The following is a 25,684-nucleotide window of genomic DNA, read 5'->3' on the forward strand; positions in this document are numbered from 1 at the left end:
CTACTCAATAATCCTTACTCCACCCTTGTCTGCAGATGAGACGCTCTGAGCATAAGCACGAAGTGCCTTACTAACCAAACGGTTACGTCTCATCGGCTGTTGCGGGCGGGCAGCCAGTTCCTCATCAGAGAGCTTCACGCAGATGGAACGACTAGGGATATCTATCACAATGATATCACCATCCTTGATCTTACCAATATTACCACCAGAAGCAGCCTCCGGGGAGATGTGTCCGATACTAAGTCCCGACGTTCCACCCGAGAAACGACCGTCAGTAATCAACGCACATTCCTTACCAAGGTGCATACTCTTGATGTATGATGTAGGATAAAGCATCTCCTGCATGCCAGGTCCGCCTTTGGGTCCCTCATGGGTTATCACCACACAGTCGCCGCTCTTCACCTTACCGCCAAGGATGCCTTCGCAGGCATCTTCCTGAGAGTCGAACACCACTGCAGGTCCTTCAAAATGCCATAATGTCTCATCAACACCTGCAGTCTTCACCACACAGCCGTCTTGGGCTATATTACCGAAGAGAACTGCAAGTCCACCATCCTTAGTATAGGCATGGGACAAATCACGAATACAACCATTCGCACGATCGGTGTCAAGTGTTCCCCACTCTTCCGACTGCGATCCCATCTTCGTTGAGAAACGATTACCAGGAGCCGTCTGATAGATGCGGTTTGCCTCTGGATCAATGGCACTGTCTACGATACTGTATTTCTTCATCGCCTCAGAAAGTGTCATACCATCCACACGTATGGCAGAGCCATCAACAAGTCCGCCCTTATTAAGTTCATTCAAGATACCCAGGATTCCACCGGCACGACCGCACTCCTGAACAGAGTACTTCTGTGTGTTCGGGGCAAGCTTACACAAGCAAGGCACCTGACGACTTAACGCATCTATATCTTTCATAGTGAAATCAGCACCAGCCTCCTGCGCAACAGCAAGCAGATGAAGAACCGTATTCGTAGATCCGCCCATGGCGATGTCAAGAGCCATGGCATTCATAAATGCCTGACGCGTTGCAATGCTCCGGGGAAGAACAGACTCGTCACCATCCTCATAATAGGCAAAGGCATTCTTCACCACCTGACGGGCAGCAGCCTTGAAGAGTTCCACACGATTGGTATGGGTAGCCAGAATCGTACCATTGCCAGGTAACGACAGACCAATAGCCTCTGTCAATGAGTTCATCGAGTTGGCAGTGAACATACCCGAGCAGGAACCGCAACCAGGACAGGCACAGCCTTCTATCTCCTTCATCTCCTCATCGCTGACCGAAGGATCGGCGCCTTTAACCATCGCTGTAATCAGGTCGGCATTCTCTCCGCGCCATTTCCCTGCCTCCATCGGACCACCACTACAGAATACCGTTGGGATATTCAGTCGCATCGAGGCCATCAGCATACCAGGGGTCACCTTATCGCAGTTTGAGATGCAGATCATGGCATCAGCCTTATGAGCATTCACCATATACTCCACAGAGTCGGCGATGATATCACGTGAAGGCAAGGAATAGAGCATTCCGTCATGACCCATGGCGATACCGTCATCAATGGCAATCGTATTGAACTCGGCCGCATAACAGCCCATCTTCTCTATCTCGGCCTTGACAATCTGCCCAATCTCATGCAGATGGGTGTGTCCCGGAACAAACTGCGTAAAGGAGTTCACGATGGCGATAATCGGCTTACCAAACTGCTCCGGTTTCATACCTGTTGCCACCCAGAGCGCACGAGCTCCTGCCATCCTTCTGCCTTCAGTACAGACAGCACTTCTCAACTGATGTTTCATTTTTTAAGTATTTCCAACAAATTTAGGTGCAAATTTACATTAAATCTGCCAAACGACCAACAAATTCGAGTTTTTTTAGTATTTTTGCACCGTATATAGTCAACTAAAACAATAGTCAATTATGAGAATCAAACTCCTAGCGCTGACAATGGCTGTTGCAGCAACTGCCATCGCACAACCTCGTTGTGAAATCACCCTTTCCGACAATTGGCAATTCTGCAAAGGTTCATGCGACAATGACGGAGCGGTCTGGAAGACTGTCAGCGTGCCACACGACTGGGCCATCAGCGGTCCTTTCGATAAGAAATGGGACTTGCAGACGGTTGCTATCGAACAGAACGGAGAGAAACAAGCCACCGAGAAGAGCGGTCGCTCTGGTGCCTTACCATGGATTGGAGAAGGTCATTACCGACGGACATTCCAAATTCCCGAAGGCTATGAACATATCGAACTTGTATTCGATGGCGCAATGGCCGAACCATCTGTATCTATTAACGGTCACAAAGCAGGCTACTGGGCCTACGGCTATAATGCCTTCCGCATTGATATCACACCCTATATCAAGACTGGTGATAATCTTCTGGAGGTCGACCTGAAGAACGTCGAGGAAAGCAGTCGTTGGTATCCCGGCGCAGGCATTTATCGTCCCGTAAAACTGGTACTGACACCCAAAAGTCACATTGATATGTGGCAGACCTGCGTGCAAACCTTATCAATACAAGAGAATAAAGCACTCATCCGCGTGTCAGCTAAGGTAGAGAACCCTCTGGAGGAACAGGAGATTTTCATTTCCTTGATCGACCGAGACGGACAGATTGTTAAGACAAACTGGGTGAAGGTTCCTCCCCACGGTGACCTGACATCTACGATTGAGGTGGAAGAACCTTCGTTATGGACACCAGAGACACCATATCTGTATACCCTGGGACTTAGTCTTGTTCGTGAAGATGTGGACGAGGCGGCAGGAATAGCTGATGTTGTGACTATAGATGAGACACGCCTGCGTTTCGGCATCCGCACCGTCAGCGTCTCGGAAGAAGGCGGTTTCCAACTGAATGGTGTCACACGTAAGATCAAAGGTGTTTGTCTGCATCACGACCTGGGACCTCTTGGCACGGCCATCAATAAGTCAGCCCTCATCCGTCAGATTAAGACGATGAAAGAGATGGGCTGCGATGCCATCCGCACCTCACATAACATGCCGAGTCAGATGCAGATGGATATCTGCGACTCTCTGGGTATGATGGTCATGGCCGAGAGTTTCGACATGTGGCTCTACCCGAAGTGCAAGAATGGCTATGCCCGTTTCTTTAACGAGTGGGCCGACAGAGATATCACGAACCTCGTGCTTGTCAACCGAAACCACCCGAGCATCATCATGTGGAGCATCGGCAATGAGATTCCCGAACAAGGTAGCGAGAAAGGCCGTGAGATATCCTGCCATCTGCAGGAGCTGTGCCATCAGCTCGATCCCACCCGTCCTGTCACACAAGGTATGGACCGCGCAGAGGAGGCACTGAAGAGCGGCTTTGCTCAGGTGATGGATGTGCCTGGCTTTAACTATCGGGTGCATAAGTACTCAAAGAATATCGAACAACTACCACAAGGATTTCTTCTAGGAAGTGAGACCGCCTCAACGGTAAGCAGTCGTGGCGTGTATAAATTCCCTGTTGAGATTACTGACAACTCACGTTATGCCTCGTGGGCACCTACCTATGACCCTACCGCTATCCAGACCGCCGACGGACAATGCTCCAGCTATGATGTAGAATACTGCTCATGGAGTAATCTACCCGATGACGACTGGGTATGGCAAGACGATAAACCATGGGTGATTGGTGAGTTCGTATGGACGGGTTATGACTATCTCGGAGAACCGACGCCCTATGATGAATACTGGCCATCACGCAGCAGCTACTTTGGCATCTGCGACCTGGCTGGACTACCCAAGGATCGTTATTGGCTTTATCGCGCGAAATGGAACAAGGACGAACACACCATCCATCTGTTACCCCACTGGACATGGGACAAGAAACGTCGAGGAAAGGTGACGCCCGTCTACTGTTATACCGACTACCCCACCGCTGAGCTCTTCGTCAACGGCAAGAGTCAGGGTAAGATATCCAAGAATCCCGCCAGTCGTCTCGATCGCTACCGCCTGCGCTGGAACGATGTAAGATACGAGCCGGGTGAGATCAAGGTCGTGGTTTACGACGGACAAGGCAATCTCGCTGGCGAACGGATCATCCGTACCGCCGGCAAACCTGCCAAGCTCCAACTTGATGCATGGATGGCTGAAGGTCATCTTCTGAAGGCTGACGGTGACGACCTTGCTTTCGTGACCGTCTCACTGACCGATGCCCAAGGTACTCTTATTCCCGATGCTTCCGACCAACTGACCTTCGAGGTCTCAGGTGCTGGTTCCTTCGAAGCTGTCTGCAATGGTGATGCCACCAGTCTGGAGTCTTTCACCCAACCGACGATGAAGCTTTTCCACGGTCAACTTGTCGTGATTGTACGCAGTACCAAAGAGGCAGGAGCCATCACACTCAAGGTAACGGATGAACATCTGAACCTCTCACAGGCCATCGATATTCCAACCAGATAACATACCGAAAAATAATGATTTTGTACCTTTGCTATTGTACAAACAGAATTAAATGCTTACCTTTGCACCTCGAAAAGATTAAATAAGGAGATAACAATGAAGAAGAATCAAATCAAAGCACTGAGCATCTGTTCACTCATTGCCGTATCACTCACCCTACTGAGTGCCGGTGCCAATGACGATACGATAACGAAGGAAAATGACATGTTTGTCGTTAACACGACAACCATCGGCAAGAACATAGAAGGATACAATGGTCCGACGCCTCTGAAGATCTACATTAAAAAAAACAAGGTGGTGAAAATCGAAGCCCTCAAAAACGCAGAGACTCCGAAGTATTATGCCAAGGTCAAGAAAGCCCTCTTGGAGAAATGGAACGGTCTGAAGGTGAAGGAAGCTTCCCAACTGAAGGTCGATGCCGTTACCGGTGCCACCTATTCCTCCGAGGCAGTCATGAAGAATGTCCGTCTGGGACTCGAATACTACCAGTCGCACAAATAATCACAAATAGTATATAAACAAAGAAATCCCCACCAGAAGTGGGGATTTCTTTTATGTATAACCGTAGAGATTACTTCTGCTCAATGATCTTTCCTCCCTCCTGCAGAGCCTGCATATTCAGAGGAATCAATCCGTGATGACGCTCGGGGAGAGTCTTATAAAGAGCTTTCTCCACGCCCTTGTCGCTGACTACGGGAGCCACTTTCAACAGACCGCCAAGCACAATCATATTGAACACCTTACCATTCTTCATCTCGGCAGCCTTGTCCATGGCATTGATCTCATAGATGGTAATATCCTTACGGGTTGGCTTGTTGATAATACCAAAACCATCGTAGATCAGAATACCACCGGGTTTGATCTTCGGTTCGAACTTCTCGAGTGAGGGCTGGTTGAGTACTACGGCGATATCGTACTTACTGAGAATGGGCGAAGAGATACGCTCATCACTGACGATGACCGTCACGTTGGCTGTACCACCACGCTGCTCAGGACCATAGGCCGGCATCCATGTCACCTCCTTATCCTCCATCAGTCCTGAATAGGCCAGAATCTTACCCATAGAGAGCACGCCCTGACCTCCGAAACCTGAAATAATTATCTCTTTTTTCATCTTTTCTTAATTCTTAATTCTTAACTCTTAATTAAAGATTTGTGGTATCTTTCAGGTCTCCCTTTGGATAGAAGGGGAACATATTCTCCTTCATCCATTCATTAGCCTTGGCAGGCGTGAGTTTCCAACCGCTGTTACAGGTAGAGACGAACTCTACAAGACTTGAGCCCTTGCCAGCCATCGAAGCCTCGAAAGCCTTGCGCAGAGCCTTCTTGGCCTTGTTGATAGAGGCCACACTCTCCACACTCTGACGAGTGACGTAGCAGGTTCCCTCCAACTGAGCGGCGATATCAGCCATCTTCAAAGGATAACCGTGGATCTCAGGATCACGACCGTAAGGACAAGTTGAGGTCTTCTGACCGATCAGCGTGGTAGGAGCCATCTGACCACCCGTCATACCATAGATGGCATTGTTGACGAAGATGATAACAATGTTCTCGCCACGGTTCAAGGCGTGGATGGTCTCACAAGTACCAATACATGCCAGGTCACCATCACCCTGATAGGTAAACACCAGACGGTCGGGCCAGCAGCGCTTGATACCCGTAGCCAGTGCGGGAGCACGACCATGGGCAGCTTCTTGCCAGTCGATATCAATATAATTATATGCGAAGACCGCGCAGCCTACAGGCGATACACCTACGGTCTTGTCTTCCATACCCATTTCTTCGATGACCTCGGCAATAAGCTTATGTACCACACCGTGGCTACAGCCCGGGCAGTAGTGCATATTATTGTCGTTCATCAGCGTCGGCTTCTTGCAGACGATGTTCTCTGGACTAATGATCTGATTTCTATCCATAGCTTACATGACCTTTTTCAGTGCGTTAACAATTTCCTCGGGATCGGGGACGATACCACCCAGACGACCGAACTGCTCTACAGGTACGGCACCGTTCACAGCGAGACGGACATCCTGAACCATCTGTCCTGCGTTGATCTCTGCCACGAGAATACCTTTGACCTTCTTAGACAACTCTGCGATCTCCTTCGTGGGGAACGGGAACAGGGTGATAGGACGGAACAGACCAACCTTGATGCCCTGCTCACGAGCAACCTCGATAGCCTTCTCTGCAATACGGGCAGCACTACCGAAAGCCACGATGGCATACTCAGCATCATCGCACTGCTGCATCTCATAACGCACTTCGTTCTCCTCAATTTTACGATATTTCTCCTGAAGGGCAAGGTTACGCTGTTCCATGATCTCCGGCTTCAACTCCAGTGAGGTGATTACCACACGCTCACGGTTCTTTGGCTTACCAGTAGAAGCCCATGGACACTCTTTGATAACCTCCTCGTCTGTACGACGGGGCTTGAATGGCGGCAACACCACCTTCTCCATCATCTGACCGATCACACCATCAGAGAGGATCATGGCAGGGTTACGATATTTGAATGCCAACTCAAAAGCGAGATCCACGAAGTCGGCCATCTCCTGCACAGACGACGGTGCAAGTACGATCACCTTATAGTCACCATTACCACCACCACGAGTAGCCTGGAAATAGTCTCCCTGTGAAGGTTGGATGGTTCCCAGTCCAGGACCTCCACGCTGCACGTTCACAAACACACCTGGCACCTCGGCGCCAGCCATATAGGTGATACCCTCCTGCATCAGTGCAATACCAGGTGATGAAGAGGAGGTCATGGCACGCTTACCGGCACCGGCAGCACCATAGACCATATAAATTGAAGCCAGCTCACTCTCTGCCTGCACCACCTGCATACCAGTGGTCTCCCAGGGTTTCAGTTCAGCCAGCGTCTCAATCACTTCACTCTGCGGAGTAATAGGATAGCCGAAATAGCCGTCGCATCCGCAACGAATAGCAGCGTGGGCAATCGCCTCGTTACCTTTCATCAACACAACTTCTCTTTCTTCTGCCATAGCTTATTCCTCCACTTTTTTACGATACACGGTGATACAACCATCTGGGCAGACGATGCCACACGAGGCACAACCCACACAGGCCTCCTCGTTGACAGCCTCCACATAGGGATAACCGTGCAAATTCACTTTGTTGGCCAGAGCGATCACCTTCTGGGGACAAGCGATGATACACAACGAACATCCCTTGCATCTTTCAGTATTCACCTCAATGGCGCCTTTCAATTTTGCCATATTATCTTATGTATTAATGCACTAATTTCTAAAATTGGGTGCAAAGGTAACAATAAGTAAGCAAATAAACAAATTTCCTTAGGTTTTTTACATTTACACCCCCATTATTCTTCATTTTCGTCACGAAAAGCAATCCCTGGACCGTCAACGGTCCAGGGATTATATATGTCTCTACAACAGAAAACATACAGATTACCTACCGCTGGGAGCACCGAAGGGGAAGCCTTGCGGCTGAGGTGCAATCTCGGGATCACCGAAGAAAGAAGCCTCAGCATCCTTATCATCGAGTTTGAACACCATGAACTTCGTATTCTTCTCTGTACAGGGAGCCCATTCGCCACCCTTCGGACCATTCGGATCAGCGTATTTCACGAAATTAGTCCACGCAGTGAGCATCTTCTCTGAGAGATCCCAATCGCCCTGAGTCCAAGGACGCCAGCAGTGCTTGAGCGACTTGAACACAAACCAGAGGTCACTGCTATGGAAAGCACCTTTGAGACGAGCAGTCACCTCAGGATGAGAGCCGTCATCGGGCAACGGACGAGCAAACTCGTAGGCCCAGGCTTTACCACCCTTCTGTTCACGAACCTTACAGAACTCGGCGATATTAGGAGCCATGTTACCCATATCGTTGAGGGTAAAGCCTATCATATATGGAACGTCGGCCAGGGTACCTCCGCGGGTAGCATCATCAAAACTCTTCTCACTGACATAGCCATCAATCATCGGCATGAATGGCAGACCCATGCGCATAAACGCCATTGGACCACTAGCCTGCTGACCGTCATTGTTAATCTGATAGTAAAGTGTAGGCAGAGCAAAGATGGTCTCTGTGGAAGCTTGACGCATCTTCTTCAGATCGGTCAGACCAGCCCAGTCAAATACCTTCTTGGCATTAGCCTCAGCCTCCTGGAATGTGCCGCCACTGTAACGGGCACCCATCATATTGCCCTGGGCATCAGGGATAGCAAGTCCTTGGGCACTCATGATCACGGCCTTGTTGAAAAGACCACGAGCCAAGGGCGACTCACAGAGAGTACGTACGCTACCGCCACCGGCACTCTGTCCGAAGATTGTCACGTTATCAGGATCACCACCAAACTGTGCGATGTTCTTCTTAATCCATTTCAGAGCCTCAATCTGGTCGAGGATACCATAGTTGCCCGACACCTTATTAGGACTCTCCTCAGAAAGAGCAGGATGCACGAGGAATCCGAACACACCCAGACGGTAGTTGATAGAAACGAGCACGACGTCCTTCGCGCCCCACTCCTGTCCGTCGAACTCTGGCTCAGAACCGAAACCCTCGCGATAGCCACCACCGTGAATCCACAGGGCAACAGGCAGTTTCTTACCGACCTGACCAGGAGCCTTTGTCCATACGTTCAGATATAAGCAGTCCTCACTGGAACCGGCCTCCTTACCATAACCCCACTCGGTGTAATATCCACCAGGATACTGAATAGCCTGATAACTGGGACGTCCGAAGGTGTCACAGATCTTCACACCCTTCCAGGGTATGACCGGCTGTGGAGCCTTCCAACGGTTCTCCTTAATAGGAGGTGCGGCATAAGGGATGCCACGATAAACAAACACATCGGGATGATCATCGGCCAGAACACCTTGGACTTTACCACCTTCAATCATTAACACGGGATTCTCTGCAGCATTGGCAGACATAGCCACCAAGAGCAGTAGAGGCAATAATAATCTTTTCATAATAAGTTGTTAGTTAGAAGAAAATAATAAGTTGTTAGTTAAAATAAATATAGTTTATTGGTTGTTGAGGGTTCAGGGATTATACATATCCTTGCAATAAAAGGCCATGATATCATCGAGCATCCGCTTGGCCTCGACAGCAGGACTGTCCGGGTCGAGTTCAATAGCCCGTATATAGTTATTGATAGCCTCGTGCCACTGGCCGCGCTTACGCGCCTCATTACCTTGCTGATAATACTCTTCTGCTGTCATCTTTCCTTTTTTTGATAGCCGATAGTGCAGAGTATATAGAATAGCATAACTACAGACTCTGCACTATCACTATCAACTACTTATAATACTCCTTCTTGCCTGCGGCGAGGGTATTCTTCATCAGCGAACAGATGGTCATCGGACCAACCCCACCGGGAACAGGTGTGATAAACGAGCACTTAGGAGCCACCTCATCGAACTTCACATCACCATTCAGACGGAAGCCACTCTTACGAGTAGCGTCAGGCACACGGGTGGTACCAACGTCGACAATGACGGCACCCTCCTTCACCATGTCGGCCGTCACGAAGTCAGGCTGACCGATGGCAGCAATGATGATGTCTGCTGCACGACACTCCTCCTTAAGGGTCTTCGAACGAGAGTGACAGACGGTTACCGTAGCGTCACCATACTGCTTCTGCATCATCAGCTGAGCCATAGGCTTACCGACGATGTTAGAACGCCCGAGGATGACGCACTTCTTACCGGAGGTCTCGATGCCATAGCGCTTCAGCAAAGTGATGATACCCAACGGAGTGGCTGAGATGAAACACGGCAGACCAATCGCCATGCGTCCCACGTTGATCGGGTGAAAACCGTCGACATCCTTGCGATAGTCGATGGCCTCGATGATCTTCTGTTCATCGATATGCTTCGGCAGAGGCAACTGTACGATAAAGCCATCAACATCCTCATCCTTGTTGAGTTTGTCAACACACGCCAGCAGCTCCGCCTCGGTGATATCATCCTCAAACCGAATGAGTGTCGACTTGAAGCCACAGGCCTCACAAGCCAATACCTTGTTCTTCACATACGTCTCCGAGCCACCATCGTGACCCACGAGCACAGCAGCCAGATGGGGCTGCTTGCCACCCTTGGCAACAATCTCCTTTACCTCCTCAGCAATCTCAGCCTTGATGGCCGTTGCTGTTGCTTTTCCGTCTATCAGTTGCATATCTCAAAATAAAATATCCTAGAACTTCGGCATGCCGCCTTTCATAGCCTTCATGGCATTAGCCATCTGAGCCATCTTCGACGCATTCATGCCAGTTACCATCTTCATCATCTTACGGGTCTGGTCGAACTGCTTCATCAGACGGTTCACATCTTCCATCTTCGTTCCCGAGCCAGCGGCGATACGACGACGGCGACTCTGATTGATGATGTCCGGATTGGCACGCTCCTTCGGTGTCATCGAGTTAATGATAGCCTCAATACCCTTGAAGGCATCGTCGTCGATATCCAGATCCTTGATTTGCTTACCGACACCAGGGATCATACCTGCCAGATCCTTGATGTTACCCATCTTCTTGATCTGCTGTATCTGACCCATGAAGTCGTCGAAGTCGAACTTGTTCTTGCGGATCTTCTTCTCCAGACGCTTAGCCTCCTCCTCGTCGTACTGTTGCTGGGCGCGCTCCACCAGAGAGACGATATCACCCATGCCGAGGATACGGTCGGCCATACGCTCAGGATGGAACACATCGATGGCCTCCATCTTCTCACCCGTACCGACGAACTTGATAGGCTTCGTCACCACCGTACGGATAGAGAGGGCAGCACCACCACGGGTGTCACCGTCGAGCTTTGTCAGCACCACGCCGTCGAAGTCGAGACGGTCGTTGAACTCCTTGGCGGTGTTCACGGCATCCTGACCGGTCATCGAGTCAACCACGAAGAGGGTCTCATTGGGATGGATTGCATTCTTCAGCGTCTCGATCTCATTCATCATTTCCTCGTCGACAGCCAGACGACCGGCAGTATCGATGATCACCACGTCATTAGCCTTAGACTTAGCCTCCTGGATGGCATGGTTGGCAATCTCCACCACATTCTTGTTGTCGGGCTCGGAATAGACGGGCACACCTACGCTCTCTCCTACCACCTTCAACTGCTCGATGGCAGCAGGACGATACACGTCGCAGGCCACCAACAGAGGTTTCTTATGGTTCTGGTTCTTGAGCAGGTTGGCCAGCTTACCACTGAACGTGGTCTTACCAGAACCCTGCAGACCCGACATCAGAATGATGGCAGGAGCACCGGCACGGCCTTCGATCTTCAGTTCGGCAGCCTTGCCGCCCATCAATTCTGCGAGCTCGTCGTGTACGATCTTCACCATCAACTGACTCGGCTTCACAGCCGTCAGCACGTTCATGCCAAGAGCCTTCTGCTTCACCGTGTCGGTGAAGTTCTTTGCCACCTTGTAGTTCACGTCGGCATCAAGCAGCGCACGACGCACATCCTTCAGTGTCTCAGCAACATTGATCTCGGTGATCTTTCCTTCACCCTTCAATATCTTGAACGACCGTTCAAGTCTATCACTTAAGTTCTCAAACATACTACCTTATTTATTTTAGGCTGCAAAATTACACAAAAAAAACGAGACTCACAAACAATAGTCTCGTTTTTATTTATTTTGTTCACCAGAAGGACGTTGCGAAAACTCACAGCCACAGTACTGCTGATTATAGAAGGCATATTCCTTCAGCAGTTGGTTCCGTCGCTCATAGAGTCCGCCCTTACGCCAGTTCTGTGCCCAGAAGGTGGTACCCTCCACAGTCTGTTCTGCCTGATGCCCAGCACGTTCTATCTGTTCCAGGCTCTTCCACCGACTAGAGGCAAGCGTCGTCGTGAAATACTGCAGTCCGAGTTCCTTGGCCTCCCGGGCGGCCGCCGTCAGACGGAGTGTGAAACACAGTTCACAGCGCCGTCCCCGCTCCGGTTCCCCCTCAAGGCCGCACACGTTCTGTCGCCACTGCTCGTGGTCATAGTCACCATCGATCCATGTCAGCCCGAGACTCTCTGCATGCCGTTTGCTCTCCTGCTTACGGATCTCATACTCCTCACGAGGCCAGATGTTCGGATTATAGTAGAAGATGGTGGGGTGCACATCATGCTGCACCATCCACTCCACGATAGCAGATGAACAAGGTGCACAACAGGCATGCAACAACACCTCATGACACCCTTCTGGTACTATAATCGCAGGCTTCTTCATGATATCATAGTCCGCGAGCTTTCCAGATACGATCTTTCGCAGCGTTGATCTCCTGGAACTTCTTCTCGGCCGCCTTCCTCACATCATCACCGAGAGCCGCCACCTTGTCAGGATGATGTTCAAGAGCCAGTTTACGATAAGCCTTCTTCACCTCATTATCACTGGCATCAGGACTGACACCCAGCACCTTATAAGCATCCTCGAGGGTATTGCCTTCGAGGTGGAGCATCGAGTCGACCTCACTCTCACGGAGGCCCATCCAACCGGCGCACTCCTTCAGCGCCGCCACCTCACTCTGGGGCACACGACCATCAGCCTTGGCCACCATCACGAGGTAGTTAAGTAACTGGAGGCGCTGTGAGTAGTCCATCTGTCGATTGATCTGTGCACAACACTCCCGGACGGTCTGCTTAAACTGCGACCACCCCTCCCGTTTCTGTTCGTCGAAGAGCTTATTCAGAATCTCATTGCCTTGGGATACAGCAGTAGCGCCGAAGTTCTGCCTAAGCATCTGCCGTACCATCTCCATCTCCGAGTGCATCGCCTTACCATCGGCCTTGATGATATACGAGGAAAGCACGAGCAACGAGAACAGGAAACTGTTCCGGTTACCCTGCTGCTGACGCTGGCGATAGGCCTGCTGATAAGCCTGACTATAATCCTGATATGTCTGTTGCCAGTTGCCATCACGCTGTGAGCCATAGCCCCACGTGCCGGAGTTGTCGGGGGTGTTCACCCCATCGAGCATAGAGTCGAAGAGCGCTCCCACCAGATATCCGGCTAATGCGCCCAACGGTCCTCCGGCCATCCAGCCGATAAAGCCACCAATCCATTTTCCTGCTACCATCGTTTCTTTTTACCTGCAAAAGTACATATAATATCCGATACCGCAAAGCGATTAGGAATAATTTACTTTTAAACAAAAGGGGACGGCTCTCATGTGCCGTCCGACACAAAAGAACCGTCCCTCTGTGTTTTTTCTTTGTTTTTTACTTCTTGATCAGTGAAGCGATCCAGAGGATGGCAACAGCACCGATGATGGCTGTGCCAAGCTGTCCCAGAAGTCCACCCCACTCGATGCCCAGTTCAGTAAACAACCAGCTACCGAGAACACTACCGAAGAGGCCAAGCACCAGGTTCATGACAAAGCCGTAGCCGCCACCTTTCATCAACTTGCCAGCACAGAAGCCAGCCAGACATCCGATAACAATTGTGAAAATAATACTACCCATAATCATTCGTTTTTAGTTCGATTCATACCGCAAATATAGACAAATATATTCAAAGTACAAAGAAACTCGCTCATTTTTTCCTGTTAGCCAGATACATACCCCCAAGAATGAAGACAGTACCAAGGAGGAACCAGACGGTGATCTGCTCATGGAGCAACCACCATGCGAAGAGGATTGTGGTGATAGGATTGAAGTAAATCCAGTTGGTAGCGACGACAGCCCCGAGCTTGCTGATGACCCAGTTCCATACGACATAACAGATCATTGAGGCCACAACACCCAGGAAGAGCAGATTCCATATCACCTCTGGTTTCAGAAGCACGTCGAGTGAAGGGAAGCCCGGCACGATCAGGTAGTAAGGTATGATGGTGACAAGACCATAGATAAACACCTTACGGGTGATGAAGAGCGTGGAATAGCGCTCCACGAACGGCTTCATCAACAAGGAATAGACCACCCAACAGAGACAGGCGGCAAAGGCCAGCATATCGCCAAGAGGCGAGAGATGGAGCACGAAACGCCCATTCAGCACCACGACAGCCATTCCCAGGAAAGCCACGAAAGAGCCCAATGCCTGAACCCTCGTAATGCGCTCGCTATGGCGATACAGCAATGCGAAGGCCAGCATGGCAAACAGCGGACAACTACATACGATAAGTGATGTATTGGTGGCTGTCGTGTAGAGCATCGCCGCGTTCTCCGCCAGGAAATAGACCGATCCGCCGGTAAGGCCAAGCACGACCATCAGCAACTCGTCGCGCCAGTTGTCGCAGAAGAGCCGGAAGTTCTTCTGGGCGATACTGAAGGCCAGCAACAGGATATAAGCGATGGCGAAGCGAAGGGTGAAGATCTGCGCCGGTGACAGACCATTTTGGAGCAACATCTTCGTAAAGACGAAGGTGCTGCCCCATATTGCTACAATCGCAAATGCTACAAGATGATATTTCATTTAATCTCTATGTCGCGTTTCACATTGTTACGGATCTTCGTCAAGTACTTCTTCATACCACCGGCATCCTTCTTATCAATAATCTCAAGAAGCTCCTTCAGTTCCGTGCGGATCTGGGCCACCTGATCGTGAGTATAGGGGTTGAAGAGTATTTCCTGAAGCAGGTAGTCATCCTCGTTGAGCACCCCCTTGGCAATCCGCATATGACGCTTGAAGGTAGTACCCGGCGCATCCTGATGCTTCATGACAGCCGCAAACACAAACGTCGACACGAACGGGATTGACAGCGAGTAGGCCACCGTCTTATCATGCTCCTCGAAGGTATATTCGTAGATGTTGAGTCCCAACTTCTGATAGAGGTCCTTGAAGAAGATACGACCCATATAGTCGCCCTCGCTGATGATGATCGCGTTCTCCTCAGAGAGCTGCTGCAGGTTGGCGAACGTAGGACCGAACATCGGGTGTGTCGAGACATAACGCATGCCCGTCGACTCATAGAACTCCTTCATATCAGTCTTCACCGAAGCGATGTCACTGATGATACACTCCTTGGGGAGATAAGGGATCACCTCCTTGAACACCGGGATCGTGTATTTCAGAGTGACCGCATTGATGAGTAGTTCGGGTTTAAACTCCTTAATCTCTTCAAAAGTAGTGAAGCGCTGACAATTGTAGGTAAAGCGCATCCGCTTGGCGTCGCGCTCAAAGACAGCCACTTCGTGTTCAAAGCTCAGCAGGTCGATGAAGAAACTTCCCATCTTACCTGCGCCCATTACTAATATTTTCATCTGCTTCCTTCTCCTATACCTACTTATTGATGATTTCAATCTGCTGACGAACCGATTCCTCATGGATATTCTCAAACACATGAGCCACAAACTCCGGGTCCATGCCACAGAGTGAGCCCTGTGCACCACGCTTGTTCAGGATCTCATTGTAGCGGTTGGCCTGCAACACGGTCATATTATGCTCCTTCTTGTACTGTCCGATCTCACGGCACACTCTCATACGCTTGGCGAGCAAGTCCATGAGTTGGTTGTCGAGCTCATCAATCTGCTTACGCAGAGAGGTGATGCCCTCGGTGGTGGTGTTCTCATCACGGATCACCAACAGCGAGAGGATATAGTCGAGCACATCAGGTGTCACCTGTTGCTTAGCATCACTCCATGCCTTATCAGGATCACAGTGGCTCTCGATGATCAGACCATCGAAACCTAAGTCCATCGCCTGCTGACAAAGAGGTGCGATCAGTTCGCGACGCCCTCCGATATGCGACGGATCACTGATAATCGGCAGCTCAGGCACACGACGACGCAGTTCGATGGGGATCTGCCACATCGGCGCATTACGGTAGATCTTCTGCTCATAAGATGAGAAACCGCGATGGATAGCTCCCAGACGCTTCACGCCAGCCTGGTTCAGACGCTCCAAGGCACCAATCCAGAGTTCCAGATCAGGATTCACCGGGTTCTTCACGAACACGGGGATATCCACACCCTTCAGCGAGTCGGCGATTGCCTGCATGGCAAAGGGGTTAGCCGACGTACGAGCACCAATCCAGAGGATGTCAATATCATACTTCAAGCACAGCTCTACGTGCTCAGGTGTGGCCACCTCAGTAGAAACCAACATCTTCGTATCTTCCTTCACCTGTTTCAGCCATACGAGTGCAGGCTCACCGTGCCCCTCGAAGCCACCCGGTTTCGTGCGTGGCTTCCACACACCAGCACGGAAGTTATGGCAGCCCTTCATGGCCAGCTCACGGGCAGTAGTCATCACTTGTTCCTCTGTTTCTGCTGAGCAAGGCCCGGCAATCACGAAGGGACGTTCATTGTCACTCGGTAAGTTCAATGGTGCTAATTCCAGTTCCATATAGTTTCTGTTTTTGAACACAGAGACACAAAGATACAGAGTTGTTTTCTCTCTGCGCCTCTGTCACTCTGTGTTTATTTAATTTTATTCTTAATTCTTTCTAACGCTTCCTTGATCTTGTCTTCCTTGGCGCAGAGCGAGATGCGGATATAACGCTGACCGTTACTGCCGAAGATAAAGCCAGGTGTGATGAACACACGCGCCTCATGGAGCACTTTCTCTGTCAGATCCTCGACATCAGCATATTTCTCGGGAATCTTTCCCCAGAGGAACATACCCACCTGATTGGGGTCGTAGGTACAGCCCAGCACATCCATGATCTGCTCAGCATACTGACGGCGACGCCCGTAGGTCTCGATATTCGCCTCATGATGCCACTTTTCTGAGTTACGGTAAGCCTCGGCGGCCGCCAACTGGAGTCCTCGGAACGTACCCGAGTCGATATTACTCTTAATCTTCAGGATCCAAGAGATAAAGGTGGCGTTCGTAGCACACATACCCACACGCCAGCCCGGCATATTATGACTCTTCGACATCGAGTTGAACTCAATACAACAGTCTTTCGCCCCAGGCACCTGCAACAGCGACATCGGATGATCATTGAGGATGAACGAGTAAGGATTGTCGTTCACCACGACGATCTGATGATCCTTAGCAAACTGAACCAGTCGCTCATAGGTCTCACGGCGCGCATTCCCGCCTGTCGGCATATTGGGATAGTTGGTCCACATCAGCTTCACCTTCGACAGATCCATCTGCTCCAGTTCGTCGAAGTCGGGCTGCCATCCGTTGTCCTCACGCAGGTTGTAGTTCACGATCTTCGCTCCAAGGATCTTCGACAGCGACGTGTAGGTGGGATAGCCTGGATTAGGCACGAGCACCTCGTCGCCTGGGTTCACGAAGGCCAGCGTCACATGCAGGATACCCTCCTTTGAGCCGATGAGTGGCTGTATCTCCGTCTTCGGATCGAGGTCCACGTCATACCAACGCTTATAGAAGTCGGCCATGGCCTCACGCAACTCAGGAATACCCATCGTAGGCTGATATCCATGGGCGGTAGGGTCGTGTGCCACCTCACAGAGCTTCTCCACGGTCTGCTCCGACGGCGGCATATCCGGACTGCCAATGGCCAGACTGATGATATCCTTGCCCTCGGCATTCAGCTGGGCCACCTCCTTTAACTTTCTACTGAAGTAGTATTCGCTCACTAAACTGAGCCTGTCTGCTGGTTGTATCTTAGTATCCATAATATATAACTGTCGATTAATTCGTCTGTTTCCCATCTTTGTATTCACCCAGGATCTTCAGGTCCCTTGTCAGCGGAATGATCGCATCCACCGCCTGACGGTAACGCGTCAGATCGTCGTACATCACATCGACATAGAACAAGTACTCCCATTCACGTCCGATGATTGGCAACGACTGGATCTTCGTCAGATTGATTTTATAGAACGAGAGAATGGCCAGCACGTGAGAGAGCGAGCCCTCCTCGTGGGGCAACGAGAAGACGATGCTCGACTTATTGGCCTCTGTCAGTGGACGTAGCATATCAGCCTTGTTCGGATTCGACACCACAAGGAAGCGGGTGAAGTTGTGCTTGTTGTCCTCGATATGATCCTCGAGCACCTTCAGTCCGTAGAGTCTGGCAGCCTCAGCATGACAGATGGCCGCCCATCCGCGTTTCTGTCCCTCGGCTATCATCTTCGCCGATCCAGCCGTATCCTCCGCCTCCACGTTCTTCAGCGTAGGGTGCTGAGACAGGAAGTTACGGCACTGCATCAGAGCCACAGGATGAGAGTGCACCTCAGTGATGGTGCTCCAGTCGTCCTCAGGCAGACAGCAGATACAGTGGGTGATGTGCAGCTTATGCTCGCCGACCACCGTCGTACCACTATCACGCAGCAGTTCATAGTTATGCAACAGCGAGCCGGCGATTGTGTTCTCGATGGCCAGCATGCCGATGGCTGTGGGATCCTGCTTGATCTGAGCGAACACCTGCTCAAAGGTTGAACAGCAGATCAGTTGTATCTGCTCTCCCTCGAAGTACAGATGTGCGGCGATATCGTGGAACGATCCGATCAGTCCTTGTATGGCTATTCTCTTCATATCTTTTTCTTTCCTTTATTCTTTGCTTTAACAAAAATCCCGCTTTCACGGATGTGAAGCGGGACCTTGTATTTCTTTATTCAGTCATAAGTTGAATTTACACGCAACTTCCCGCTTCACAATTTCTTGCAAAGTAAAAGTAGACGTAAATATAGGCGTTCAACTTATTCATTGTCTTCTCTTTTTGTTTGACGGGTGCAAAATTATCACTTTTCCTTGAAACAAACAAATATTTTGCTATAAAATTTGCGTTTTCACTTACATTTTTCTATTTTACCCCCTTGTCGGCCCCTCTTCTCTGTCTTCAGAGCTTCATCCGTCGCCAGACACACCTGGGGATCCGTCGCCAGACACAATTGGGAATCCCCCGCCATACGGCCGTCAGCAATCTGTACTTCCAGTCGATCACGCGGATATGACACTTGTCGTTGATGGCCCGCACGATCTCCTTGGCCACCCGCTCAGGCTTCAGCATCATCGGATAGCGGAAGTCGCCCGCAAGCAGAGCCGTATCCACGAAGCCAGGTCTGATATCCGTAAACCGTATTTTCAACCCTCGGCTGTGCGCCTGTTGCTCCAAGGCTTGCAGGTAAACGTTCTGCAAGGCCTTTGTAGCCGAATAGGCCGGAGCCGGGCCCAGCCCCTTCGTCCCTGCGATTGAACTGATGGCAGCGATATGCCCCCCACCCTGTTCCGCGAAATAACGGTAGGCCTCGCCAATCATCCGGGTAAACCCCAAGGCGTTCGTCTGCATCGTCGCTAACTCGATGCCCTCCACCAGCTCACGGTTCTGTTTGCCGATGCCCGAGGCATAGAAGAACAGATCCATGCCGCCCACCTTATTTATTAGCGTGCGCAAACGACTCGTCGCATCCTCACTGGTCACGTCGATCTGCTCCACCTGCACGTCACCGAGTGTCTGCAACAAGTCTGTCCGTCGCGCCGCCACGCCCAACGTCCATCCTTCTGCGATCAACAGCCGCGCCACCTCTCTTCCGATGCCCGACGACGCTCCAATCACGATTGCTCTTTTCTTTTCCATCACATCAGTTATTGATTATCTGTTATCATGTCGCAAAGATACAACATTTCTTCTTATTATAATTATGTCTATGTCAAGAATATCGCCTCTCCGACACAAAAAAACGCCTTCTGTCATCGGGTTACGACAAGAATTTCCGATCTTTGCATGACGATGAACATCATTTACATCCTATTCATTCTTGCCTTCGTCGTTCACGACGGGGAAGAGGTAGCCGTGCAGCACAGTTGGGTGACCGCACATCATGCCGCCTTGAGTTCACGTCTCCCCAGGTTGCGACGTATATTCGACCACCTGCAGCGCATGAACACCAAGGCCTTCCTGACGGCCGCATTAGAAGAACTCGTCGTGTTGGTGGGTATCACCATCTATGCACTTCTCGGAGGCGCATACGCCATCGAACTCTGGACGGCTACGTTCCTGGCTTTCTCCATCCATCTTGTCGTACATGTCATTCAGGCAATTGTCGTAAGAGGCTACATACCAGGTCTTGTGTCATCCATCCTCCTACTCCCCTTTTCCTACATGGTCATACACGAGCTATGCCATCAGTTCAGTCCATCCCAACTGTTGTCGTACGCTCTGATCGGCTTGCCCCTCATAGTTGCCAACCTCGCCCTCGCCCACTATCTGGGCCTCAAGTGGGGGAAATAAACATCTCGTTATTTGAAGTCAGAAACTGACGCAACAACAGTTAGGGGAGCGCATAGGAAAGAAACGCGAGTATATTTCAATGCTATCTAAACTCTATGTCCTTTACGATATCATCGTATTCTTCGCCTTTTACGTAACCACGCTTCACTTTATTGAATGCGATTTCTTTAAGCAAGCCACGATTCAACAAGCCTATGATATCACTTTTGGCTGTAGTGGCAGTCACCATAAACTTGTTCTGCAGATCCTTCACCGTCAGCACTTCTTTTGGATTCTCCATATACATACGGATAATCTGGGCTTGACGCTCATTGATATCACCAATCTGAAGAAATGTATTTGCCAACATCTTTTCGTCCTGTTTCTTCTTGATGTAATTCTGCAATTGCTTAAAAGCTTGGTCAAGCACTTTTAGGTTGTAAGTAATGAAATAGCCCAAATCGTTATCATCAGCTTCCACATATTGATAAGCTTTCTCATACGACTTCTTTGACATAGCTATAACACGAGAGATGGAAAGATACTCCGTGAGCCAATAGCCCTGCTTCAACATATACCAGTAGAACAAGGCACGAGCCGTTCTGCCATTTCCATCAACAAAGGGATGCATATAAGCCACCATGAAATGGATGATGATGCCACGAATAATGGGATGGACAAATACTCTTGCGTTTGTCTCATTGAAGTATTTGCACAACTCCTTCAGGAATGTTGGCAGTTCTTCATAAGAGGGGGGCGTATGAACAACTTCATGGGTAATGCCATCTTCTACCACCACCTCGTTATTTGTGCGGAGCCTGCCAGCATCATTGGGGTCGTTGAGAGTCTTATCCGTCATCAAATGATGGATGTGTAACACTAATTCCGGTGTCAACGGAGTTTGCTTGTTTTCAACAATAAAACGAATAGTCTGATAGTTGTTGACTATCATCTGCTGCGACTTGTCCTTAGGCGATATTTGCCTACGTAACATATCCTTTGCCACCTTACGGGTCGTAGCAGCACCTTCCATCTGGCTAGAATAGATGGCTTCTTCCATCAGCGAACTGATTAGATATCGCTCTCTATTCTCATTAGGAATGACACTACCTGTCCCCCATGAACCACCAAAGTTCATATCAAACTCGTGGCACAACCTCTGCATCTTGTTGGTCATGCCGAAATTTACGTTGTATTTGTCCCAAGTATAAACGGTACTTGATATGCGAGAGGCTTTTACACTTAACCATAACTCTTGAGCTGAAACGCAACTATCTGGGCGTTTTTTGTATTTGATCGTATCCCAATATTCGTAGTCGTCGTTAATCTTGCCAATTAATGCGTTCAACTTCTCATCAGGTCTTCTTGACTTGTCAAGCATCACCGTTGCCAAATCCCTGTCTGTTATATATGGAGGTCTTTCTATCATATCTTCCTTATAATGATTTCTGACCGCAAATATATACAATTCTTTCCAATATTACAAGAATTGGAAAGAATTAATTCAAATAAAAACCTATATTTAACCATTTATAACTATTCAATTCTTTCCAATTCTTTATAAATTGGAAAGAACCATAAACTATATCCCAACTTCTCATAGAGAGCATTCGGCTCTTGTTTACTCTCTATTTCTTGCTGCAAGAGGTCACGCATATCTGTTTATTGTTGGTTAGTGTCATGTAAAGTTGGGTGATTTCATTCACTGTCTTGACACTAAATCGGAGGAACGAGGCAAGAGAGAAAAGTCTTTTGTCAGGAAAAAGTAATAAAAAAAGTGGTTGTGCAAAGTTGCGAACCAGAAGAAACAGGGTGGCTCTTCTAGCTCCTTTTAGCCCTGTTATGGCATACTTGGGACCTGTCCGGAGTAAAGAACGGGCCTGCTCTGGGTTGACCCGCCTCTTTATGGTTAAAGAGATAATCTCCACGATGGTAAGGAATGGCACTTATGAGTGAAAGAGATAATCTCTTATAGGGTATAGGGATTATCTCCTTCACTCGTGGAGCCTATCTCCACGACTCTTGGAGATTATCTCTTTGAGGGAAAAATCCCACCCCTTTGTTGCATAAATGTAACGTGCTATATATCAGAGAAATACGCATTTCACTCAAAACTCGCGTGTACGGGGTTCATTCCTGCATTCCTGATCTCCATGCGAGTTATGAGGGGGCATTTGTAAAGATATATGGCAAGAAGACTATCTCGCTTGTTACCAGCGGGACGCAAGAAGTTCTATCTACAATGCAGGGTTGTACCATGCAGTCTGTTCTTTTTCTCTGGCGCAGAGAAAAGAACCAAAAGAGACATCCACCCTAACCAAACCTTCCCCTATATGGGAAGGCTTAACCGCTCCTCCTGTCGCTCTTACATTAAGGTACGCTCAGACCATCCGCTCGACCTCTGGTCGCTTATATGAGCGAAGCGAGTCTTAAGAAAGGTCTGGCGTGATCTTTCTCGGCTGCGCGCTTCGATGTTTCGACAGACTCTGCGGTTTACCCTTCTTGGACAAGCCAAGCGAGCAAAGCTCGAGCGCGACAGGCTCAGGGACCGCGGAGGCGATGCTTCGACAAGCTCAGGGACCGCTGAGGGGCGCAGGGACCGCGCAGCTTCTTCGAAAACACTCCGCACGAGGAGGTCTTTAGAGGGTGTCCTATTTTCGGAGCCATATTGAGTCTTGGCTCGAGGAGCGAGCCAAGGAACGAAATACGAAATGCTGTTTGAGCGAAGCGAGTTCATTGAGTGGCTACTAAAATCGGACAACAGGCCTCCGAGACAGGACGTTTTCGCACTCTTTCTTTTGCTTCCGTTTTCTTTCTGGTGACAGAAAGAAAATGAAGGTCCTCCGCACCAGCGGTTTACCCTTCTTGGACAAGCCAAGCGAGCAAAGCTCGAGCGCGACAAGCTCAGGGACCGCGGAGGCGATGCTTCGACAAGCTCAGGGACCGCTGAGGGGCACAGGGGGGTGGCGGGGGACATGGCAATGGGACTTACGTTCGAGAAAGCCACAAAAACTTTTGGCTTTCTTCTCACTTATTCGTACCTTTGCCATCAGAATGGAGAAAAGAACGATTGCCATACTCGGAATGATGTGCGCCGGATGCTCGGCACGCGTCGAACAGAAGCTCAACAGTCTCGACGGCATCCTGTCGGCTGCGGTGAACCTGCCTGCTCGGACGGCCCTGGTGGAGTATGACCCTGCGAGGATCTCACTCGAACAGATGAAGGACGAACTGGGTAAGATCGGCTACGACATGGTGATCGAGGAAGACCGAAATATAGAAACCATCGAGCGGCGCGCCTATACGACGCTCAGGAATAAGGTCGCTTGGTCGTGGCTCCTTGCCCTGCTGGTGATGGCCATCTCGATGGACTGGGTCGCCATCGGCTCACGCGATACGGCCAATCAGACCATGCTCATCATCGCACTGACGAACCTCTTATACTGCGGACGACAGTTCTATGCGACGGCAGGGAAGCAGCTGATACACGGCTCGGCGAACATGGACACGCTGGTGGCTCTCTCCACGGGCATCAGCTTCCTGTTCAGTGCCTTCAACACGTTCTGGGGCGAACGGGTGTGGGGCGCACGAGGCATGGAGTGGCATACCTACTTCGACGCCTCGGTGATGATCATCACCTTCGTGCTGACAGGACGACTGATAGAGGAGCGCGCCAAGAACGGTACGGCCTCGGCCATCCGCGCCCTGATGGGGTTACAGCCGAAGACGGCTCATCTCGTGGAGAACGGCACGATCACGGAGGCACCTATCACCGTGCTGCAGCCAGGCGACACCATTGAGGTGAGACCAGGCGAGAGGATCGCCGTTGACGGTAGGGTGGTAGGCGACAGCGAGGGCAGCGTCGACGAGTCGATGATCACCGGTGAGCCGATAGCCGCAGCGAAGAAGGCGGGCGACAGGGTGTTCGCAGGTACCATCGTCAGACAAGGCACGTTCCGTTTCAAGGCACAAGAGGTGGGACAGAAGACCATGCTCGCCCATATCATCAAGAGGGTTCAGGAGGCGCAGGGCTCAAAGGCACCCGTGCAACGGGTGGTCGACAGGATTGCCCTCGTGTTCGTGCCTGTCGTGGTGGGCATCAGCATGCTCACCTGTCTCGTATGGCTGCTCATCGGCGGTCTCACCGTACTGCCACAGGCCATCCTCTCGGCGGTCTCGGTACTGGTGATAGCCTGTCCCTGTGCCATGGGACTCGCCACGCCAACGGCCCTGATGGTGGGCATCGGTAAGGCAGCGAAGAAGAATATCCTCATCAAGGATGCGACGGCCCTTGAGGAGATGCGAAAGATAGACACGATGGTGATCGACAAGACGGGTACGCTGACCATGCCCACTGATACGGGAGAGCAACTGAAGCCCCACGCCCGTGAGGCGATGGAGGCCTTGAAGGCTCACGGCATAGCGGTATGGATGTGCAGCGGCGACCAGGACGAGCGGGCACGACAGATTGCCGACGAGGCCGCCATCGCCCACTACCGTAGTGAGGTGCTGCCACAGGACAAGGAGGATCTGGTGCGCCAGCTGCAGAGCGAGGGGCATCGCGTGGCGATGGTAGGCGACGGCATCAACGACTCACAGGCTCTGGCGATTGCGGATGTGAGCATCGCCATGGGCAAGGGCACCGACGTGGCGATGGAGGTGGCACAGGTGACACTCATGGGCACCGACCTGCGACGCATCGGCGAGGCTGTCGACCTCTCCAGGCGCACGGTGGGCATGATACGCCAGAACCTCTTCTGGGCGTTCATATACAATGTCGTGTGCATACCTCTTGCCGCCGGCCTACCCTATCTCTTCGGCGCTCAGTGGCAGATCAACCCGATGTGGGCATCGGCACTCATGGCCTTCTCGAGCGTGAGCGTCGTGATGAACAGTCTCAGATTAAAACTAACAAGATAATATCGCTTTATGAAAACCAAGCACATCCAGTACGAAACACAAGGCACATGCTCAAAGCTCATTGACGTGACAGCCGACGAGAACAACATCATCCAACAGGTATTCTTCCTGGGTGGTTGCAACGGCAACCTGCAGGGCATCGGTCAACTGGTGCGCGGCCAGCATATCGACGACGTGATACGACGCCTCAACGGCATCCGCTGCGGGACGAAGAGCACATCATGCCCCGATCAGCTCTGCCGCGCTCTCGAGCAACTGAAGAACGCTCCGGCGGAATAGGCAGAGGTATGGGTATAAAAAATATGCTCATGGGC

At 50.6% G+C, this 25,684-nt stretch carries 25 protein-coding genes; 6 read left to right on the forward strand and 19 right to left on the reverse strand.

Features of this window, described 5'->3' with window-relative positions; translation table 11 throughout:
* Entirely contained in the window at positions 1 to 1,803 is a 1,803-nt protein-coding gene (ilvD, locus tag BLU99_RS06705) for a dihydroxy-acid dehydratase (RefSeq protein ID WP_091900441.1), read from the reverse strand.
* A gap of 121 nt (positions 1,804 to 1,924) precedes the next feature.
* Here ilvD and BLU99_RS06710 point away from each other — a divergent pair, with 121 nt between their 5' ends.
* Positions 1,925 to 4,411, forward strand: a complete 2,487-nt coding sequence (locus BLU99_RS06710) for a glycoside hydrolase family 2 TIM barrel-domain containing protein (RefSeq protein ID WP_091900442.1) — start codon at positions 1,925 to 1,927, stop codon at positions 4,409 to 4,411.
* 96 nt (positions 4,412 to 4,507) lie between these two features.
* On the forward strand, positions 4,508 to 4,912 hold the full coding sequence (locus BLU99_RS06715; RefSeq protein WP_091900443.1) for an FMN-binding protein: 405 nt from the start codon (positions 4,508 to 4,510) through the stop codon (positions 4,910 to 4,912).
* 70 nt (positions 4,913 to 4,982) lie between these two features.
* Here BLU99_RS06715 and BLU99_RS06720 read toward each other — a convergent pair whose 3' ends face one another.
* From BLU99_RS06720 to BLU99_RS06800, 17 genes are all read right to left on the reverse strand, one after another.
* A complete protein-coding gene (locus BLU99_RS06720; RefSeq protein WP_091900444.1) occupies positions 4,983 to 5,525 on the reverse strand; it encodes a 2-oxoacid:acceptor oxidoreductase family protein in 543 nt (180 codons plus the stop codon).
* Positions 5,526 to 5,556: 31 nt separating this feature from the next.
* A complete protein-coding gene (locus BLU99_RS06725) occupies positions 5,557 to 6,327 on the reverse strand; it encodes a thiamine pyrophosphate-dependent enzyme (RefSeq protein ID WP_091900445.1) in 771 nt (256 codons plus the stop codon).
* Positions 6,328 to 6,330: 3 nt separating this feature from the next.
* Entirely contained in the window at positions 6,331 to 7,413 is a 1,083-nt protein-coding gene (locus tag BLU99_RS06730; protein ID WP_091900446.1) for a 3-methyl-2-oxobutanoate dehydrogenase subunit VorB, read from the reverse strand.
* Positions 7,414 to 7,416: 3 nt separating this feature from the next.
* Positions 7,417 to 7,647, reverse strand: coding sequence for a 4Fe-4S dicluster domain-containing protein (locus tag BLU99_RS06735; RefSeq protein ID WP_036911182.1), 231 nt, complete (start codon positions 7,645 to 7,647; stop codon positions 7,417 to 7,419).
* Positions 7,648 to 7,839: 192 nt separating this feature from the next.
* Positions 7,840 to 9,366 carry a carboxylesterase/lipase family protein gene (locus BLU99_RS06740; protein ID WP_091900447.1) on the reverse strand — a complete coding sequence of 509 codons (1,527 nt, stop codon included), beginning with the start codon at positions 9,364 to 9,366 and terminating at the stop codon, positions 7,840 to 7,842.
* Between the two features lie 72 nt (positions 9,367 to 9,438).
* Entirely contained in the window at positions 9,439 to 9,618 is a 180-nt protein-coding gene (locus BLU99_RS06745; RefSeq protein WP_091900448.1) for a tetratricopeptide repeat protein, read from the reverse strand.
* A gap of 76 nt (positions 9,619 to 9,694) precedes the next feature.
* A complete protein-coding gene (gene folD / locus BLU99_RS06750; protein WP_091900449.1) occupies positions 9,695 to 10,573 on the reverse strand; it encodes a bifunctional methylenetetrahydrofolate dehydrogenase/methenyltetrahydrofolate cyclohydrolase FolD in 879 nt (292 codons plus the stop codon).
* Between the two features lie 18 nt (positions 10,574 to 10,591).
* A complete protein-coding gene (gene ffh / locus BLU99_RS06755) occupies positions 10,592 to 11,956 on the reverse strand; it encodes a signal recognition particle protein (RefSeq protein WP_091900450.1) in 1,365 nt (454 codons plus the stop codon).
* Positions 11,957 to 12,025: 69 nt separating this feature from the next.
* Complete coding sequence (locus tag BLU99_RS06760) at positions 12,026 to 12,619, reverse strand: epoxyqueuosine reductase QueH (protein ID WP_176771097.1); 594 nt, start codon at positions 12,617 to 12,619, stop codon at positions 12,026 to 12,028.
* A gap of 1 nt (position 12,620) precedes the next feature.
* On the reverse strand, positions 12,621 to 13,463 hold the full coding sequence (locus BLU99_RS06765; RefSeq protein WP_091900453.1) for a DnaJ domain-containing protein: 843 nt from the start codon (positions 13,461 to 13,463) through the stop codon (positions 12,621 to 12,623).
* A 142-nt stretch (positions 13,464 to 13,605) separates the two neighbouring features.
* Complete coding sequence (locus BLU99_RS06770) at positions 13,606 to 13,848, reverse strand: GlsB/YeaQ/YmgE family stress response membrane protein (protein ID WP_091900455.1); 243 nt, start codon at positions 13,846 to 13,848, stop codon at positions 13,606 to 13,608.
* Positions 13,849 to 13,918: 70 nt separating this feature from the next.
* Positions 13,919 to 14,797 carry a DMT family transporter gene (locus BLU99_RS06775; RefSeq protein ID WP_091900457.1) on the reverse strand — a complete coding sequence of 293 codons (879 nt, stop codon included), beginning with the start codon at positions 14,795 to 14,797 and terminating at the stop codon, positions 13,919 to 13,921.
* Complete coding sequence (locus BLU99_RS06780) at positions 14,794 to 15,585, reverse strand: prephenate dehydrogenase (protein ID WP_091900459.1); 792 nt, start codon at positions 15,583 to 15,585, stop codon at positions 14,794 to 14,796. The genes BLU99_RS06775 and BLU99_RS06780 overlap by 4 nt, the downstream gene beginning before the upstream one ends.
* A 19-nt stretch (positions 15,586 to 15,604) precedes the next feature.
* The gene (locus BLU99_RS06785) at positions 15,605 to 16,669 is read right to left on the reverse strand and encodes a bifunctional 3-deoxy-7-phosphoheptulonate synthase/chorismate mutase type II (RefSeq protein ID WP_091900461.1); all 1,065 of its coding nucleotides are present in this window, start codon (positions 16,667 to 16,669) and stop codon (positions 15,605 to 15,607) included.
* A 74-nt stretch (positions 16,670 to 16,743) separates the two neighbouring features.
* Entirely contained in the window at positions 16,744 to 17,916 is a 1,173-nt protein-coding gene (locus BLU99_RS06790; RefSeq protein WP_091900463.1) for a pyridoxal phosphate-dependent aminotransferase, read from the reverse strand.
* A gap of 16 nt (positions 17,917 to 17,932) precedes the next feature.
* The gene (locus tag BLU99_RS06795; protein ID WP_091900465.1) at positions 17,933 to 18,775 is read right to left on the reverse strand and encodes a prephenate dehydratase; all 843 of its coding nucleotides are present in this window, start codon (positions 18,773 to 18,775) and stop codon (positions 17,933 to 17,935) included.
* A 304-nt stretch (positions 18,776 to 19,079) separates the two neighbouring features.
* Positions 19,080 to 19,817, reverse strand: coding sequence for an SDR family NAD(P)-dependent oxidoreductase (locus tag BLU99_RS06800; protein WP_091900467.1), 738 nt, complete (start codon positions 19,815 to 19,817; stop codon positions 19,080 to 19,082).
* Positions 19,818 to 19,970: 153 nt separating this feature from the next.
* Here BLU99_RS06800 and BLU99_RS06805 point away from each other — a divergent pair, with 153 nt between their 5' ends.
* A complete protein-coding gene (locus tag BLU99_RS06805; protein ID WP_176771068.1) occupies positions 19,971 to 20,471 on the forward strand; it encodes an HXXEE domain-containing protein in 501 nt (166 codons plus the stop codon).
* Positions 20,472 to 20,553: 82 nt separating this feature from the next.
* Here the strand turns inward: BLU99_RS06805 and BLU99_RS06810 are convergent, their stop codons facing one another.
* A complete protein-coding gene (locus BLU99_RS06810) occupies positions 20,554 to 21,879 on the reverse strand; it encodes a Fic family protein (protein WP_091900472.1) in 1,326 nt (441 codons plus the stop codon).
* A gap of 757 nt (positions 21,880 to 22,636) precedes the next feature.
* Here BLU99_RS06810 and BLU99_RS12160 point away from each other — a divergent pair.
* From BLU99_RS12160 to BLU99_RS06820, 3 genes are all read left to right on the forward strand, one after another.
* Positions 22,637 to 22,867: a hypothetical protein gene (locus BLU99_RS12160; RefSeq protein ID WP_144006107.1), complete on the forward strand. Its 231-nt coding sequence runs from the start codon at positions 22,637 to 22,639 to the stop codon at positions 22,865 to 22,867.
* A gap of 637 nt (positions 22,868 to 23,504) precedes the next feature.
* Entirely contained in the window at positions 23,505 to 25,370 is a 1,866-nt protein-coding gene (locus tag BLU99_RS06815) for a heavy metal translocating P-type ATPase (RefSeq protein ID WP_091900473.1), read from the forward strand.
* Positions 25,371 to 25,379: 9 nt separating this feature from the next.
* The gene (locus BLU99_RS06820; RefSeq protein WP_091900475.1) at positions 25,380 to 25,649 is read left to right on the forward strand and encodes a TIGR03905 family TSCPD domain-containing protein; all 270 of its coding nucleotides are present in this window, start codon (positions 25,380 to 25,382) and stop codon (positions 25,647 to 25,649) included.
* Positions 25,650 to 25,684: the final 35 nt, after the last annotated feature.

Source organism: Prevotella sp. lc2012 (genome assembly GCF_900107065.1).
In the GTDB taxonomy this organism is placed as follows: domain Bacteria; phylum Bacteroidota; class Bacteroidia; order Bacteroidales; family Bacteroidaceae; genus Prevotella.

Bases quoted from the DNA above. Each gene is read 5' to 3' on its own strand.
- BLU99_RS06815 (WP_091900473.1), top strand. From the start codon at position 23,505: ATGGAGAAAAGAACGATTGCCATACTCGGAATGATGTGCGCCGGATGC.
- ilvD (WP_091900441.1), bottom strand. From the start codon at position 1,803: ATGAAACATCAGTTGAGAAGTGCTGTCTGTACTGAAGGCAGAAGGATG.
- BLU99_RS12160 (WP_144006107.1), top strand. From the start codon at position 22,637: ATGGCAAGAAGACTATCTCGCTTGTTACCAGCGGGACGCAAGAAGTTC.
- BLU99_RS06800 (WP_091900467.1), bottom strand. From the start codon at position 19,817: ATGGAAAAGAAAAGAGCAATCGTGATTGGAGCGTCGTCGGGCATCGGA.
- BLU99_RS06725 (WP_091900445.1), bottom strand. From the start codon at position 6,327: ATGGATAGAAATCAGATCATTAGTCCAGAGAACATCGTCTGCAAGAAG.
- BLU99_RS06780 (WP_091900459.1), bottom strand. From the start codon at position 15,585: ATGAAAATATTAGTAATGGGCGCAGGTAAGATGGGAAGTTTCTTCATC.
- BLU99_RS06740 (WP_091900447.1), bottom strand. From the start codon at position 9,366: ATGAAAAGATTATTATTGCCTCTACTGCTCTTGGTGGCTATGTCTGCC.
- folD (WP_091900449.1), bottom strand. From the start codon at position 10,573: ATGCAACTGATAGACGGAAAAGCAACAGCAACGGCCATCAAGGCTGAG.
- ffh (WP_091900450.1), bottom strand. From the start codon at position 11,956: ATGTTTGAGAACTTAAGTGATAGACTTGAACGGTCGTTCAAGATATTG.
- BLU99_RS06805 (WP_176771068.1), top strand. From the start codon at position 19,971: ATGAACATCATTTACATCCTATTCATTCTTGCCTTCGTCGTTCACGAC.
- BLU99_RS06795 (WP_091900465.1), bottom strand. From the start codon at position 18,775: ATGAAGAGAATAGCCATACAAGGACTGATCGGATCGTTCCACGATATC.
- BLU99_RS06735 (WP_036911182.1), bottom strand. From the start codon at position 7,647: ATGGCAAAATTGAAAGGCGCCATTGAGGTGAATACTGAAAGATGCAAG.
- BLU99_RS06715 (WP_091900443.1), top strand. From the start codon at position 4,508: ATGAAGAAGAATCAAATCAAAGCACTGAGCATCTGTTCACTCATTGCC.
- BLU99_RS06720 (WP_091900444.1), bottom strand. From the start codon at position 5,525: ATGAAAAAAGAGATAATTATTTCAGGTTTCGGAGGTCAGGGCGTGCTC.
- BLU99_RS06745 (WP_091900448.1), bottom strand. From the start codon at position 9,618: ATGACAGCAGAAGAGTATTATCAGCAAGGTAATGAGGCGCGTAAGCGC.
- BLU99_RS06775 (WP_091900457.1), bottom strand. From the start codon at position 14,797: ATGAAATATCATCTTGTAGCATTTGCGATTGTAGCAATATGGGGCAGC.
- BLU99_RS06785 (WP_091900461.1), bottom strand. From the start codon at position 16,669: ATGGAACTGGAATTAGCACCATTGAACTTACCGAGTGACAATGAACGT.
- BLU99_RS06765 (WP_091900453.1), bottom strand. From the start codon at position 13,463: ATGGTAGCAGGAAAATGGATTGGTGGCTTTATCGGCTGGATGGCCGGA.
- BLU99_RS06710 (WP_091900442.1), top strand. From the start codon at position 1,925: ATGAGAATCAAACTCCTAGCGCTGACAATGGCTGTTGCAGCAACTGCC.
- BLU99_RS06730 (WP_091900446.1), bottom strand. From the start codon at position 7,413: ATGGCAGAAGAAAGAGAAGTTGTGTTGATGAAAGGTAACGAGGCGATT.
- BLU99_RS06820 (WP_091900475.1), top strand. From the start codon at position 25,380: ATGAAAACCAAGCACATCCAGTACGAAACACAAGGCACATGCTCAAAG.
- BLU99_RS06790 (WP_091900463.1), bottom strand. From the start codon at position 17,916: ATGGATACTAAGATACAACCAGCAGACAGGCTCAGTTTAGTGAGCGAA.
- BLU99_RS06810 (WP_091900472.1), bottom strand. From the start codon at position 21,879: ATGATAGAAAGACCTCCATATATAACAGACAGGGATTTGGCAACGGTG.
- BLU99_RS06770 (WP_091900455.1), bottom strand. From the start codon at position 13,848: ATGGGTAGTATTATTTTCACAATTGTTATCGGATGTCTGGCTGGCTTC.